This window comes from Leptolyngbya sp. UWPOB_LEPTO1, from assembly GCF_017302695.1.
Lineage (GTDB): Bacteria > Cyanobacteriota > Cyanobacteriia > Leptolyngbyales > Leptolyngbyaceae > Leptolyngbya > Leptolyngbya boryana.
This window is the reverse complement of the sequence record NZ_JAFLCJ010000004.1, coordinates 40,496-55,811: the sequence shown is the minus strand read 5'-3', so window position 1 is coordinate 55,811 and position 15,316 is coordinate 40,496. Positions and strand designations below refer to the sequence as shown.

Annotated in this window: 11 protein-coding genes; 2 read left to right on the top strand and 9 right to left on the bottom strand. The window is 47.3% G+C overall.

From position 1 onward, the window contains the following. Positions 1–91 precede the first annotated feature (91 nt). From J0L70_RS07730 to J0L70_RS07695, 8 genes are all read right to left on the bottom strand, one after another. Positions 92–1,861, bottom strand: a complete 1,770-nt coding sequence (locus J0L70_RS07730; protein WP_287453931.1) for a glycoside hydrolase family 10-like protein — start codon at positions 1,859–1,861, stop codon at positions 92–94. 159 nt (positions 1,862–2,020) lie between these two features. After that, positions 2,021–3,193, bottom strand: a complete 1,173-nt coding sequence (locus tag J0L70_RS07725; protein WP_190652769.1) for a DNA double-strand break repair nuclease NurA — start codon at positions 3,191–3,193, stop codon at positions 2,021–2,023. 162 nt (positions 3,194–3,355) lie between these two features. Further along, positions 3,356–3,997: an HAD-IA family hydrolase gene (locus tag J0L70_RS07720; protein ID WP_017289802.1), complete on the bottom strand. Its 642-nt coding sequence runs from the start codon at positions 3,995–3,997 to the stop codon at positions 3,356–3,358. A 49-nt stretch (positions 3,998–4,046) separates the two neighbouring features. After that, positions 4,047–5,249: an NAD(P)/FAD-dependent oxidoreductase gene (locus J0L70_RS07715; protein ID WP_190652768.1), complete on the bottom strand. Its 1,203-nt coding sequence runs from the start codon at positions 5,247–5,249 to the stop codon at positions 4,047–4,049. Between the two features lie 118 nt (positions 5,250–5,367). After that, entirely contained in the window at positions 5,368–5,823 is a 456-nt protein-coding gene (locus J0L70_RS07710; protein WP_017289800.1) for a bifunctional alanine racemase/tRNA (adenosine(37)-N6)-threonylcarbamoyltransferase complex ATPase subunit type 1 TsaE, read from the bottom strand. Next, positions 5,817–7,187, bottom strand: coding sequence for a gluconeogenesis factor YvcK family protein (locus J0L70_RS07705; RefSeq protein WP_017289799.1), 1,371 nt, complete (start codon positions 7,185–7,187; stop codon positions 5,817–5,819). The genes J0L70_RS07710 and J0L70_RS07705 overlap by 7 nt, the downstream gene beginning before the upstream one ends. A gap of 203 nt (positions 7,188–7,390) precedes the next feature. Further along, positions 7,391–7,909 carry a signal peptidase II gene (lspA, locus tag J0L70_RS07700; RefSeq protein WP_017289797.1) on the bottom strand — a complete coding sequence of 173 codons (519 nt, stop codon included), beginning with the start codon at positions 7,907–7,909 and terminating at the stop codon, positions 7,391–7,393. A 52-nt stretch (positions 7,910–7,961) separates the two neighbouring features. Then, complete coding sequence (locus J0L70_RS07695; protein WP_287453927.1) at positions 7,962–8,600, bottom strand: biotin transporter BioY; 639 nt, start codon at positions 8,598–8,600, stop codon at positions 7,962–7,964. 188 nt (positions 8,601–8,788) lie between these two features. Between J0L70_RS07695 and bioB the strand changes: the two genes are divergently transcribed. Then, entirely contained in the window at positions 8,789–9,739 is a 951-nt protein-coding gene (bioB, locus tag J0L70_RS07690) for a biotin synthase BioB (protein ID WP_190652766.1), read from the top strand. A gap of 163 nt (positions 9,740–9,902) precedes the next feature. Next, entirely contained in the window at positions 9,903–11,669 is a 1,767-nt protein-coding gene (locus J0L70_RS07685) for a tetratricopeptide repeat protein (protein ID WP_017289794.1), read from the top strand. Positions 11,670–11,970: 301 nt separating this feature from the next. On the opposite strand, the gene J0L70_RS07680 is transcribed toward J0L70_RS07685, so the two are convergent. Continuing rightward, complete coding sequence (locus J0L70_RS07680) at positions 11,971–15,183, bottom strand: glycoside hydrolase family 15 protein (RefSeq protein ID WP_287453926.1); 3,213 nt, start codon at positions 15,181–15,183, stop codon at positions 11,971–11,973. Positions 15,184–15,316 lie beyond the last annotated feature (133 nt).

Genomic DNA, 15,316 nt, shown 5'->3' with positions numbered 1-15,316 from the left:
TTTCCTCAAGGATTGATGTGTGTGGGGAGTGGGGACTCCCTACTCCCCACTCTGCATAATGAATGAGTTCGACGAGTAGAGCTAGCAAATCTTATAGCCGAAAGCGCTCAACTTTCTCTTTGAAGATAGTTTGCCAGCCTGCTTTGCGATCGCTGATCGGTTCAGGTGATTTATTCCACAGGGTTTCATAGAAAAAAAACGACATTCCAGCATAGCCTTGATCGCGGACTGCTTTGACTTGACGCTGAATTTCTTCGATGGGGCGAGGTGTGCTAGACAATCCACTTAAAATCCCGATCGCAGTGGGAACCGTATCGCGAGCAGCTTTTAAGGTTGCCCAGTTGTCAGGGTTACTACGATCGACAAACTTCTGTCCCTGAAAGTAGATTTGGGGAATGACTTCTTCAAGCAAACCTGCTTCTCTCCACTTATGCCAATCCACTAGATGTTCCTCATAAGCAAAGGGTAAATCTAGCGGTGACAGTGAGATCAGAACATTCGGCTTGCGAGATTTGACCGTTTGGAAAAGCTTGGTCAGAAAGTCTTGTAGTTTATCTGAGCGCCAACGTGACCATTCTGGATCTCGCTCATTGCTAGGTGGAGCTTTACCTTGATGTTCTTTTTTGTAGAGATTGACAGTAAAGTCGTCGTATCCAAAGCTCACAGGTAAACCAAAGTGATCATCGAACTGAATCCCATCAACATCATATTTTTCAACCACTTCGGTGACTAAGTTCAGAAGATACTGTTGGACTTCAGGTTTGAAGGGATTGAACCAGACTGGAATTTGCTTGCCGTCGAGGGCTGAAGGTTGATAATCAACCGAGCCATTGCGTTTCTGTGTCCACCAATCTTTGTGTTTTTGAGCAAGTTCTGAATCTTTGGGAGCCATAAACCCAAACTCAAACCAAGGAATCACCGCCATCCCTTTTGAGCGAGCTTCGGTGATCAGTTCTTGCAGCATATCGCGATCGCGTAATCCTGCTGCAGCGGGGCGCGGATCGACTGGAAATCCAATCTCTTGCTGCATGACATTACTGGGATACAAGGTATATCCCCAATTCAGTACCGTCGGATAAAGCGTATTAAAGTTCAATCGCGCTAGTTCATTGACAGCATTACTCAGGCGCTCTTTCTCAAACAAGACATCACTATCAATGTTAGTTAGCCATACACCACGAATTTCTCGCGCCTGTGTTTCTGGTTTAGGAATGAATTGGTTGCTAATCAAGCCTTGCGTATCGGGTAATGCCTGACAGAGAAACGCTGCGATTTCACCGCGTTGAGCAGTTCGATTCGGGTTCAATCGACGCATGATTGGATAGTTGACGGTAATTTGCTTTTCGGTGGTTGCCGCGATCGCGCTTTTCGCAAAGTTAGGAATAGTTCGAGTGTCAATGAATGCTTTGTTGCTGAGTTCAACATCATTAGTTGGTTTGAGCTTCAAGCCGCTTGCTAATGCGGTTAATGCTTGCGCTCTCGGAATTTCTAAATCGGGCTTAAAGGTCTGATTCTCAAAGCCTGAAAAAAACTGCGATCGATACGCTTTCTGAATGACATCTCGCGCCCAGAAATTCGCGGGAACATCGCGAAACTGAATCGCAGGACGACTGGGAGCATTCATCTGTTCAGGAAATGCCTTAGCAATCATTGCCGCAAATTGTGCGCGGGTGACTGGCTCATTCGGACGAAACTGATTGCCTGGAAAACCGCTAATGATTCCTTTTTGTGCCAATTTCTCAATGCAGGGTTTTGCCCAGTGAGATTGAATGTCCGTGAAATTGGTTTGGGAGAAAGTGGGATGTGCGATCGTCAAGAGTGTCAGGAGTGTGACGAACCCAAAGATCCAAGCACGACGCATAGATAGGACTCCGATGATATTGAGCTGGTTTGTCTCAAAGCTCTGCGTCGATTCCTGTGAGTTGGGAAGGACGAACGCATCACTCTCTGTGAGTCAAACCAGAAAGCTTGATTCAACATCGCATCTGTGTCGTTCAATTCCGCATTTTGTTAGCGTTTCTTATCTTCGCCGCGCTTTACTAATCATCTTGCGAGACAGTCTCAGGGTCAGATCTTCTTTTTCTGCCCACTCTTGTAACAATCGATAAAAGGTTTGGCGATCGTCATTTTTCAAAACTGCGACTTGATCCGCTGTTTCGATCACATAAGGATATCCGCCGCCAATGATGACCTCAGCCCGAACCCAATCGAGAATTTGATCGTGCCAGCCTTCTTCATAAATCCACAGGGGCAGTTCAATTCGAGCCGCATAGCTATCCCGATTGGTTTTGAGGTAAGTAAATGCGATGCGATCGCGATGTTCCTGATATAAGTCTAGAACTCCAGACCGTTGAGACAAAAAAATCGGCGTGCGATCGCCCCACTGCATCTGATTTTTCGCGCGATTTAACAATTGAGCATCATGAATCGTTTTACTATCGGGTAGCTGAGCTAATCGCTGAATCATCTCTGTTAAATCTCGTGCGCTGGAAGTATCGATATATCCAATCACCGGAACGCGATAATCTTCACTCGCACGTAATACGTTGAGAATACATCTCAAATAAAAACTGCGTGTCTCTTCATCAAACGCTTCTGAAAATGTTGCAATCAGCGATCCATCGAAAAATGCTAAACAATCACGTTGTCCTGCGTGTTCTTCCATGTATTGAATAATGCGATCGCATTCCATTTCAAATCGACGTAAATTCACTCGTCGATCGGCAAGATCACCGCGTCCAACCTTCAAATCGTTTGGCGTGAGAACATCTAACTCAATATCTTTTTGATACTCACCGGAGGGCAAGTGAAAGTTTTCATACCAGCCAATTTGCACAAGTGCGACTGGAATCGAGAAGTCTTTACTCGGGTAGATTTGCGATCCGTCTACCGAAAACGTTGAAACTCCAGTAATGCGATCGCGTACCCATTCCAAACTTTCTTCACGATTTTGCCAGGACAATCCCGCGTGCATGACCCATTCTGGAAACATTCCCAACGGCTCTAAGGGTCTAGCTCCACACTCTCTGATCCCGTCGAGTGCTGCTGATATGGCTTGATCAGATTTCTGCGACAGTTGAATTAATGCAGTTCCATACTGCTGCAACGCTTGTAGAGCAGCGCGATCGAACAGTGCAAAATCTTCGCGTTTACGATCGAGCAGATTGAGAATTTGCGAGGGCTTAATCGGCATAGGGAGATACCATTTGGTATCTAGGTACTATATCAGACCTTTGAAGAGGTGAGGAGTGGAGAGTGGGGATGTGGGGAAATGTTTTTCTGTCCTCACTCCCTACTCCTCTACTCCCCACTCTCCCTACCACTTTCAACGGGACGAACTACTTACAAAAAACAGCTACCGATTCAGCAAAATTCCCCGCAACCCTGCCGCATTCGCCGCTTCATAATCCTCTTGCTGACTATCGCCAATGTGCCAAGCATTCTCAGGCTGACAATCATGTTTCTCAAGCGCGATCGCAAAAATTTTTGGATCGGGTTTTGCGACTCCGACTTCTGTTGAAATCGTAATTGAGTCGAAAAAATCTTCTAGATTCAACGCTTTTAGAACTTTATATAATCGGGAATCAAAATTTGATAAAACTCCGAGCGGGATGTCTAAAGAGCGCAATTTTTCTAGCGTTGGAACGGTATCGGGATAAATGAACCAAGGTTTTGCAGTCTCGAAATGGTAGTAGAGATCTGAGAAGAATTCAGAAAAATCTGCAAACTGATGCAAAACGCCAGCCCGATCGAAAGTCTGTTGTGCGATCGTATTCCACCACTGCTGCTCAAGCTGCGGAATTTCTAATACATCCACTCCTGGAAATGTACACGGCGGAGAAGCCTTGAAACTCTCATAAAATGCGCGATCAATCTTCGCGGCATCGACTTCTACACCATGAGCACGAGCAATTTCTCGATAAACTTGCCCGACACTTCCTCGCACACCAAATAATGTACCAACAGCATCAAAAAACACCACTTGGGGGCGTTTCATAACAACAAAATCCCGATTTCAACTAGGAACAGACCCAATAGCCTTCTAATTATTCACCCATTTGCGCGATCGCGGAAATAATTGGGCGAGTGATCCAGTTGAATCCTACACGGAGTTGATGCTTTAAAGTAGGCATCCGATTTAAATACGCTAAACGGCGGATTAAGTGAGCCGCAGTGCCTTCTAATTGAATGCCAAGCCCGGTTAAAGTTGCGTCATGAATGCCTAAAGTCATCATTTCGCCAAAATATTGATACCGAAATGGCAGTAATGGGCGATCGCTCAACGATGCCCAAAGATTCCATCCAGTATAGTCAGACTGCTGAAAGGCAGCTTGTGCAGTGGCAGGCACTTGCTGACCATCGGCATCCTTGCAATCTGCTAAGTCGCCAATAGCAAAAATCTCAGGATGATCCACAACTTGCAATGTCGAAGTGACGAGAATCTGACCGCGCTCATTTTGTTTCAGTGGCAAATTCTTGACGACTTCATTCATGCGCGTCCCGATTGTCCACAGCACCAAATCGACTGGAATCGTATCAACGACCCCTTTGTACAGCAGTGAAATACTTCCAGCACCAACCGATTCAACCGAGGTTTCTAAATCTGTCCAGACTCCGCGTTCTTCGAGGGCTTTTGTGGCAGCATCGCGGTTATGCGTAGACGACGATCGCAAAATCTGATCTCCGACTTCGATCACGCGTACTCGACCGCGATCGCCTAACTTATCCGCGAGTTTACAAGCCAGTTCAATCCCGCTATACCCGGCTCCAACGACTGCAACTCGAATCTTATCGGTATCAGATGCTTCTAACTGACGGAGCCGATCTGCGAGTTGATAGGCATCCGAGATCGTTCTAAAAGGAATGGCAAATTCTGCGGCTCCTGGAACCCTGTCCATCGGAGTTTCGCCGCCCATCGCCAGCACTAAGCGATCGTAATCGAGCAGTCCACCATCTGCGAGTCGGACTTGTTTCGTGTCGGTATTAATATCTGCAACCGCCGTTTGGCGAAATCGGATCGTTGTGTCTTCGAGCAATTCTTCGTAAGGCGGAGCAACTTCCCAAGATTGCAGTTCTCCGGTGACTAATTCATACAGCAACGGCGAAAAGACAAAGCGATCGCGCGCATCGACTAACGTAATTTCGGGCTGCTCGTTTCTTCCCCAAGGAAGGTTACTGAGTCGAAGTGCGGTGTACAAGCCTCCGAAGCCACCACCGAGAATGCAGATTTTTGCAGGAGTCTGAGACATAGGGCAACGCAGGAAAGGGCTACTTTAGAGGATATTTGAAATGTATCGTTCATCGCATTCACCCGCTCCCAAAACGAAGCGAGGAAATTGATACGTTTCAAACACTCTCTAAACTATTCTAAGTTCGGATTCTCAATTCTGGAATCACCGCATCCTTGATCGCCTGAATTTCTACCTTGCGTCCTTCGTCTTGATAGGTCAGAACTATCTCAAGGTAGGAATCTGGCTTAAATGCTAACCGCTCTGCCCATTCGATCGCGCAAATTCCCGGCTCCACTTCAATGCCTTCCCAATAGATCTCAGGATAAAGCGTTGCCGTTTGCTCTGGCTCTAATCGGTACAAATCAAAGTGATAGAGCGGAATTCGTCCGGTTAAATACTCATTGATCAGCGTAAAGGTTGGAGACTCGATCGCATCTCGAATTCCCAAGCCTTCCCCAATTCCTTGCACTAAAGAAGTCTTGCCACTGCCTAAATCGCCCTGAAGCAGTAAAACTGTGCCTGCGGGTAAAACTTGACCGAGTTGAATGCCGAGCGATCGCGTTGCTGCTGCATCTTGGAGTTCAATTACCATTTTTGCCGTGCCCGTTCCGACCATCGATAAATCACCCGTGCTAAGCGCCGCGAATCATGGCGGACATAGCCCGTCTCTTCATCTTCGATCATAATATTGGCACGAATGATTTGCCGACCTAACTGCGTCACCGCATCCGCATCGAGATCCACCGGATGAGACTGTTCTTGAGCATATCGAATCAACGCTTTGGCAGAAGGTGGCGTTTTCTGAACGAGTACTGAATCGAATAATCTTTGTCCACACGCACGATCGATGGCCTGAATATGATCCGCGACCGAATAGCCATCGGTTTCTCCAGGCTGCGTCATGATATTGCACACATAGATGCAAGGCACTTGTCGAGCGGAAATCGCTTCTGCAATTTCTGGAACGAGCAAGTTCGGAATCACGCTGGTGTACAGGCTTCCCGGTCCAATCACAATATAATCCGCTTCATCAATCGCATCTAAAGCTTTCGGCAATGCAGGCGGATTGGCAGGCTTACAGCCCATGCGGACAATTTTTCCCCGGGCTTCTGTAATGTTCGATTCGCCTTCGATATAGCGTCCATCAGCAAGTTCTGCCCAAAGCCTGACATCACTCAACGTCGCAGGGAGCACATGTCCTCGAATCGCCAAAACTTTAGAACTGGCTGCGATCGCGCGTTCAAAATCTCCGGTGATATCACTCAATACGGTTAAAAACAAATTCCCAAAACTATGTCCGACTAAACCGTCGCCTGCTTTAAATCGATATTGAAATAATTCGGTTAAAAGTTTTTCTTCATCCGCTAAGGCTGCAATACAGTTGCGAATGTCTCCGGGTGGCAATACGCCAATTTCTCGTCTCAGTCGCCCCGAAGATCCACCATCATCTGCCACAGTCACGATCGCGGTAATATTGGCGCTGATCACTTTTAAGCCCCGCAGCAGCGTCGATAACCCGGTTCCGCCCCCGATTGTAACGACTTTCGCGCCTCGGTTTAATTTGCGATGATTAATCAACACATCGACTAATTCTTCATCGCGATCGCTCATCAAAACTTCACTGATGGATCGGACGGTGCGCTTTTGTCCCCAAAACACCAGCAACAAGCCCAAACCCAGGACGAGCGGTCCACTGACATAATTCGGAATTAAGCGAGTCAGCAATTCGAGCAAATCACCGAACAACTGCGTAAGATGAAACACTGGAGTCCGTCTGCTCCAAATTCCCACCCCCAGTAGAATCAACAACACCCCGCTGGCACTGATAAACATCCAGCGCTTTACCAGTAACCCCGGAGATAGCCACTTAAACCAGTGATTGGCTCGATTGGGGAGCCGTTGTGATGCCGATCGCGAAACGCGAATGGCTCGTTTCAAAAAACGGTTGCTCGTCATGTGGATTTTCAACTTCAAACGGCTCGAACTATCTCAGCAGGACACACTAACTTTTGACTCTCAAGGGGACTCGCCCGTTCAGAAAAATGCAACGTAGTGATCTTTGAGTGATATTTGACAACTACTCTGTTTTCTCAGAAATCGCCTCAAAAACCGGGAAGTCTTTACGCAAAGTTTACTGAATAACTGTGGTAATTGCGGATTTAATTAGAATTTTTGGGCGTGTCGGGAGTACGATAAATTCCAATCAGGAGACAAATAATCCCCAAGTTAATAAAAACGTCTGCCAGATTAAAAATCGGAAACTGAATCCAAACGAAGTTCGGAAATGGGTTGGGATAAGGAACATAGACGAATGGCACTTTAATAAAATCGACAACATGCCCGAGTACAAAGCGATCGATGCCATTTCCGAGCGCTCCACTCAAGACCAATCCGTAACCCCATTGTTCCCAGCGCAGCATTCTCCGCCCAAACCACGCCCACGCCATCAATGCGACACTGGCAAGCAGTGACAACCACCGCAGAATCGGACTCCCCGATAAAATCCCAAACGCTGCCCCATCATTGATCACATACGCCCAATGTAAAATCCCTGGAATCACGATCGTTTCTTGGGGCGGAATGGTCAATACCATCGTTTTCACGACCCACAATTTCGTCAACCGATCAAGGAGTAATCCTGCGATCGCGGCAATCCAGAAAAAACGATTTCTCAGCATGAAAGAATCAGCAAAGGGCAAGATACTCAATTCTCACAGAAAATTGGTTCTGTTAGTAAAACATCACCCGTCGGAGCACAAACGCCAGGACAGCAACCGAGCACGTGACTGCCAGTTGTCCGGGCAACAAATTAACCGAATAGGAGAGAAAAGCCTGCCACAGCGACTGTTCGCCGAAATTGATCCAGCGGAATATCGATCCGAAAATTAAATACAGAATCCCAATCGCATGAATCACGACGACTCCACACAATCCACTAAAAGCGAGTGATTCCAAGCGCGGGGGCACCCGAAAAGCGAGATATCCGCAAATCCAAGCTGCCGGGACAAATCCGAGCAAATATCCAAATCCGGGTGAACTCATATACTGAATGCCGCCGCCTTGAGAAAAGACGGGAAATCCAGCAAGTCCCAGAGCGAGGTAAGCAATCTGCGACATGACGGCTGCATTTTTCCCTCCCAAACAGCCAATCAGTAAAACGGCTCCAATCTGATAGCTAGTTCCTAAAAAGTGGAGGGGAACCGCTTGGGGTGTCCATGCCCAGGGTGCGCCTGCGATCGTGGCTCGAAGCAAGGTTCCACCAATCGTCAACATCAGCCCAATCAGTGCCCACAGCATGTCGGTGAGCGTGATCCGAAATCGTTTAGGACGAACCGGAGGACGTTGGCGGGAGGGGGTTCGGGTCATCATCGTGGAATTGTACATTGAAAGAGGGTAGATGGGGGAATGGGGAGTAGGGAGTGGGGAGTAGGGGTAGAGGATCTAAAAAATGTCTCTCCAGTCTCCAATTCCCACTCAAAACAAAATCCGGCAGTCGAGATTGTATCTCAGGTCAGAATCACCGATGATAAAGAATCGTTCTTTCTCGACTGTTGCTCATGATTTCTGCTGTTCACACGCGCGATCGCATTGCCCAGATTTATCACCAGCCTTTTCCAGATTTGTTATTTGAGGCGCAGCGGGTACACCGCGAACATCATGATCCGCGGGCGATTCAGTTTTGTACGCTCGGCAATATTAAGAGTGGGGCTTGTCCGGAAGATTGCGGCTATTGCGCTCAGAGTGTGCATCACAATACAGGCTTGAAGCCGGAACCTTTGATGCAACTCGATGCGGTTCTTGAAGAAGCACGAGCCGCAAAAGCAGGAGGTTCGACTCGGTTCTGTATGGGTGCGGCTTGGCGAGAAGTGAAAGATGGATCACAGTTCGATCGCGTTCTCGACATGGTGAGACAAGTGGCAGCCTTGGATCTAGAAGTGTGCTGCACGTTGGGAATGCTGAAACCGCATCAGGCTCAACAACTGAAAGAAGCGGGACTCACGGCGTACAATCACAATCTCGATACTTCTGAGGAGTATTACGACAAAATTATTACGACTCGGACGTATCAAGATCGGCTAGAGACGATTCGCGCTGTCAGTGACGCAGGAATTTCCGTCTGTTGTGGTGGAATTGTCGGATTGGGTGAAACGATCGACGATCGCTTATCGCTCCTCGAAACTCTCACCAAATTAAATCCGCCTCCTGAATCGATTCCCATTAATGCACTGATTCCAATCGATGGCACGCCCTTAGAAGCTGCGAAACCGATTGACGCGATCGCGCTCGTTCGGATGGTCGCGACAACTCGGATTCTCTTTCCAAAGGCAATGGTAAGGCTGTCTGCGGGTCGGACTGAAATGAGTGATGAATTGCAGGCGATGTGTTTCTTTGCAGGGGCAAATTCAATCTTTACGGGTGCGAAGTTGTTAACAGCACCGAACCCAGAGCGATCGCACGATGAAGAATTAATTCTCGATCGATTAGGAATGATTCCAAAACCGCTTTAGAATCGCGTCGAGCCACTAGAATGAAACTGAGTTTCAAGCAAATCTTAGAAAGTGCTTGAAAAGCTTAGCTTGCTTGCAGATAATTTCTGATACGACTCGGTAGATTTCTGCTGCAATTCAGTCATCAACTCTGTGTTCCATTCATCTAGTCGGGGGATCTGATATGACAGAAGCACTACTCATCGGCATTGGTCAGTACGATGATGCCAATTTGCAGCCCCTGGCAGCACCCGATCGCGATGTTGCTGCTCTGCAAGAACTCCTTCGCCGTCCTGATATTGGCGCAAGTCGTACCGATGAGGTCACGGTTCTCAATCATCCAACCCTCCAGCAGATTCGAGACACGATCGAGACATTCTGCACGCTGCGTGACCCGAACGAAACGGTTTTAATTTACATTTCGGGTAACGCCATCGTCACTGATCAAAGAGAACTGTTTCTGCCTTGTCGCAATACGTCGCGATCGCATTTAGAACAAACAGCCTACTCTCTGTCTGAACTCAAAGCCGAACTTGAGTCCTGTCCGGCTCGCCAGCAAACTGTGATTCTCGATTGCTGCTTCAGCGGCACGTTTGCCAAAGACATGATCGCCCCCGAAGACTTTAGTGCGATCGCCGAATCCTTCGTCAGTCCAAGCCGTGCCTTGCTGACTTCTCCGATCTCGATCGAGTACTCTGCCAAACACAAATCGAATCGCAATTCAACCTATACCCAATTGATCATTGATGCGTTTGAAACAGGGATGGCAGACGGTGCAGCGAACCAACCGATGCGAGGCGAAATTAATGTCACCGAGCTTCATGCTTACATTGCGACCCGTCTACAAGATAGCTTGCCTGCTCTATCCCCAACTCTACACAGCCAAGAGCAAGGCTATTTCATACAGCTTGTGAATGCGCCTTATCTGAACTTCCGTCAAGAAGCAATGAGCCTAGCAAGTCAAGGAGAAATCTCGATCGTCGGGCACAACATTTTAGAAGCGCTCCGGATCAAAGAAGGCATTCCCGAAAATATTGCGAATGCGATTCGAGAGGATGCGTTACTTCCGCATCGTCAGCAAGCTGAGAAACAGCGCCAGTATGAAAACATCCGCGAACAAGTCAGTCAGCGTGAGTCTCCGTTAAGCGACAATACTCAAGCTGAGTTAATGCAACTGCGGCAACTGTACGGGCTTCAAGACAATCCGTTAGTCACACAACCGCTGCCAGTAGATTCAGCAAATGCAACGCTTGCCCCCCTCCCCACAGAAATCGAAGTCCCTGTCGAAGCCTCGGTCGAAGCTCCTGTGGAGAATGAGATTCCCGTCGAAGCTCCGACGACTGGCGATCGATTGACTCAATTTCTCAGAAATCGTCGAATTTTGCGATCGTCGGATGAAGCAGTCGAACCTGCAACTGATCCAGCCTCGCGGTTTCTGCAAGAGCGCAATATTTCTCCAGAACTAGTGCGGCTTGGACTAGCAAGCTTAGCGGTACTGGCTCTCTTTGGGGCAGTGCTTTGGGCGTTGTTCCAACCTTTCCCAAATTCGCGTCCTCAAATTGCGACTGCAGATGGCTGGTTTGAGGAAGGCATTCGCAAGTCGAAAGAGGGCAATCACAATGCTGCGATCGCAGCTTATACCGAAGCCCTCAATCTCAGCCCCACCCCTGCGAATCGTGCTGCGAATCTTTACTACAACCGAGGAGTCGAATACGCGAAGAATAGCAACTTTGATCAAGCGTTTGCAGACTATAACGAAGCCATCCGGCTCGATCCGAAATTAGCAGATGCTTACTTTAATCGAGCAAACATTGCAGCAAAAAGAGGCGATCGCAGTTCTGCGATTAAAGACTATCGCGCAGCAGCTCGACTCTATCAAGCTCAAAATGCAAGAAATCTTCAGCAGAATGCCCAGAATGCAATTCGCGCATTAGAGCAACCTGCGACTTAATGGGATTGAAAGCAACCTGTGATAGAAAACGTATCAACAGGTTGCCGCTCCGTTCTAGCTCGCCCCGGACTGGAAGTTCGGGGCTAACCGTGCGAAGTCCTTTGAAAAGGACTGAAGAGCTTATTCTGATTGGCTATTAGTCCCTTTAGTGAACTTCGTTCTGTTAGCCCGGATTTTCAATCACGGGTGGGTGAATGCGATAAACAATACTTTTCAAACGTCTTCTGATAGGGATATGGAGAGATAGAAAGCAATCTGAGTTTAGGTACTCCCTACTCCCCACAATGAATGCCGTTGACTACTAACCCAATTGAGTCAGGAACTGCATTGCTTTTGCTACAAAACTCGCACAGTCATAAGGTGAAGTTTCATAGAACGATCGCCAAGCTGAACCTTTGAACTCATCATAGCGATCGTGATGTTCGGGATGTTTATCAAGCCAAGCTAAGCGAACTGCGTGACCAATGAGGACATCCATTACGATGTATTCTTCTACTTTGAAATCGGGGTTGCGTTCTGCGATCGCAGCAAGTTCCATCAATGCTTCAACATTCACTTGTCGATATTCAGGAGCTTGCATTTTGTTCAGCAAATGCTCGATTTTCAAAGCAAAGTTCTTTTCGCCTGCGGTCATTTCTGTCGTCAAGAACTCACTTTCTAACCGATTGCGGCGTTCGAGCTTGTCTCCGACGACTAAGCCTTTGCAATGATGGAGTACCTTCCACACACTCGGATAGAAGTCTGGCGGAACGCGATTTAATGCACCATCTAATTGACGTTTGCGCCACCAATCTTGAGCAGTCGGTTCGACCTCCGCTTGATCAACGATGACAACCCAATCGATCGCTTGTTTGGGCAGTTTAACTTTCAGAGATTCTTGCTTGAGTAATGCTTTGTTCAAGTCAGCATAACCAACGACGATCTGCCGCAGTCGAGTTTTAATCTCAAAGGGACTGAGTGTCATTAACTTCTCATAAGCTTCGTCTTGCGTTAGGTCTAGCTCACGAGCCAGATCAGTCGTAATCAGCAAAATCAGATAGCCGACTCGCAGTGTCAGTAATCCTTTAAAAAGATTGGGTTCTGCTTTAATCAGCAAACTGAGATAGATGATCACTTCTTGCGTGAGAACGCGATCGCTAATATCTTCGCGACAGAACTGACGAATTTTTTCTAGTACTTCAGTGTGTGGAAGCGGTTGCACAATCAAAGAATCTTCGCTGTACGCTCGTCCGATCGCAATTTGTTTCTGCCTGACCAAAATATCAGTGACCGCATCAGAAAGCCCAACATCAACTTTATCCAGCAATCCTGCACAACGCCGCAGTAAGCTCCAGTAAGGCTGTCCAGTAGAATCTCCTTTACTTGCTCTTGCATAGCTCTCATTCAGCAAGTCTCGCACTGTGACTGGTTTTCCTGCGCCTGCTAATCCGGTGTCAAACTCTAATCCCTCTAATCGAGCTAAGGTTCCGAGCAGCTCAACTTGTTCGTAGAGATTTTGCGACGATCGTAAGCTGTCAAGTAAAACTTTGACATCCGATTCGTACTCTAGTTTGAACTCTTGTGAAATGCTGAGTGGATGCGTTTTATCGGGATCAAAGCCCAGATGATAGCGAGACACACTCAATCTAGCAACCGAAGCAGTTTCAAACTTGAACGCATGGAGTGAATCAATTCGCTCCGTTCCTGCTGTAAGAATGAACTGTTTAAGCTGTCCCAACTGCACCGGAATATCACCACATCGTCCAGTTTGAAGTTCTTGAGCGAGATCCAGTAATGCTTCTCGACCCAGTTCAAACATCTCTTTGGTCAATAGTAAGGTAACAATCGGTCTGCCTAAACTTTGCCAATGTCGATGAATGTAAGCGAGTTCGGTTTTGATATTAGAGACGAGGAAGTGATAGTCCAATGTGAGGTAGAAACGCTCAGGTTCGAGAAATGAGGGAAGAAAGACGATCGTATCTTTCTTGATCTTGTAAACCCTTGCAGTGGTCAGACTTCGCATTCGTCGCTGAGGACGACCTGAGAGTGCTAGTTTTGAGTTTTGCCCAACGTAGGTATACGCTGCGGCAAGTTCACGAGCATGTCGGACTTGAATCGGTTCAACTTGTTTGAGCGTTTGAGTCGTAATGTTATTGGCTTCAAGCTTGACCTGTAGTGATTCGTCCTCTGCAATTAGAGCAATTTGAATCGTTGCTTTGCGGCGTTGTCCTCGGCGAAGATAGCGTCCACACGGATCAATGTCTCCGACTGAAATGACGCCCTCATGCAGCATTTGAGCAAGCAGATATAAGCTTTGCGCCCAAACTAACGGGACATTGTCATTGGGGACGCGAATTTGGCTACGCGGAGCGGCTTTCTCAGCTTCGATCAACTCTTCTGGAACAATGTACAACTCGGGTAACAGTTTGAAGCCATCTCGCTCGACAGTGAGGGTATCTAAGCGATCGAGATAAGCTTGAGCTTGTGCGCGATCTCCTCTAAAAATTCCATCTAAGGCAAGGTAGGTAAAAAACAACGGCCATTCGCATTCAATATGCTCGAATTGCTTCAGTTCAAATGGCTCGTAGTGTAATCGGGTCGTGTCTTCGATAACGGTTTGATGTCCATCTCGGAGGAAGCGCTTACAGCCGTAATTACCTTGCAGTAAATCAATGATTTTATTGCGAGTGCGATCGACTAATTCCGAGTCTTCGACTGCAAATGCAGGAAACCCGATCGCGCTTAATAACGCTGCATCTACTTCTTTAGAACTTGATTCCCGTGGTAGCAGTGATTCTAATGTCGTGCGGCATCTTGCAATCTCATCCGGCAACACGTGAATAACCGAAGCTTGTCCGCCTTGCGTTCCAAACAGATTTAAGCCGCTCATGGCTTCGAGTGCAGCTTTTGCCATACCGACAGAACTGCCGTTTAATTCTGGATTGCCGTGATTGATCTTATTACCCCGTTCCCAAATCCCATAATCAGGAGTGCGATAGGTTCGACCAATGTAATAAACCAAGTTTTGGACAAAGTTGACTTCATCGATCGTGTACACAATTGACAATCCCGAATTTGTCATTTGCGCCAACATTAAGAGAAACACTGAAGTTGCATCTAACTGCAAATGTCCCCATTCGTCATCGCCAACAACAGTTGATCCGGTTGCAGTGTCGTATTTGGCGTGGAGTGCTTCTAAAGGATTCTGAGTTTCTTTGAATTTCTCCACTTTCTGCGCTTGGTGCATCATGGCATTGAGCAATCCGCGCATGAGTTTGACGACGCTATGTTCTAACTCGTAGGTACGTCCCCGATCGTCATCAAATTTGCGATACGCAAGTGACAATCCCCAAACTGCCAAAATGCTGTAAACGTTGTCTCGTACCCAGGCATCGGTATAGTTCCCGTGTTCGTTGATCGCCGTACTCGCGGGCAGCAATCCAGAGATCGGATTTTGGCGACTCAAAATAATCGCTTGAACCTGCTCATAATAGCGATCAAGACGATTTGCGAGATCAACTGCGGAAGTTGCCATAGCGGGATTCAGGGTTAAGAGTTGAAAGACGACATTCGGACAGATCTGAAGATCTTAACCGAAGTTGTTGTTATTATTTCATCTTGTCTTAAGGTTTGTAGTTCGGCTTTCCTCCCAATTCAATTTCAAATTC

Bases quoted from the DNA above. Each gene is read 5' to 3' on its own strand.
- J0L70_RS07730 (WP_287453931.1), bottom strand. From the start codon at position 1,861: ATGCGTCGTGCTTGGATCTTTGGGTTCGTCACACTCCTGACACTCTTG.
- J0L70_RS07725 (WP_190652769.1), bottom strand. From the start codon at position 3,193: ATGCCGATTAAGCCCTCGCAAATTCTCAATCTGCTCGATCGTAAACGC.
- J0L70_RS07720 (WP_017289802.1), bottom strand. From the start codon at position 3,997: ATGAAACGCCCCCAAGTGGTGTTTTTTGATGCTGTTGGTACATTATTT.
- J0L70_RS07715 (WP_190652768.1), bottom strand. From the start codon at position 5,249: ATGTCTCAGACTCCTGCAAAAATCTGCATTCTCGGTGGTGGCTTCGGA.
- J0L70_RS07710 (WP_017289800.1), bottom strand. From the start codon at position 5,823: ATGGTAATTGAACTCCAAGATGCAGCAGCAACGCGATCGCTCGGCATT.
- J0L70_RS07705 (WP_017289799.1), bottom strand. From the start codon at position 7,187: ATGACGAGCAACCGTTTTTTGAAACGAGCCATTCGCGTTTCGCGATCG.
- lspA (WP_017289797.1), bottom strand. From the start codon at position 7,909: ATGCTGAGAAATCGTTTTTTCTGGATTGCCGCGATCGCAGGATTACTC.
- J0L70_RS07695 (WP_287453927.1), bottom strand. From the start codon at position 8,600: ATGATGACCCGAACCCCCTCCCGCCAACGTCCTCCGGTTCGTCCTAAA.
- bioB (WP_190652766.1), top strand. From the start codon at position 8,789: ATGATTTCTGCTGTTCACACGCGCGATCGCATTGCCCAGATTTATCAC.
- J0L70_RS07685 (WP_017289794.1), top strand. From the start codon at position 9,903: ATGACAGAAGCACTACTCATCGGCATTGGTCAGTACGATGATGCCAAT.
- J0L70_RS07680 (WP_287453926.1), bottom strand. From the start codon at position 15,183: ATGGCAACTTCCGCAGTTGATCTCGCAAATCGTCTTGATCGCTATTAT.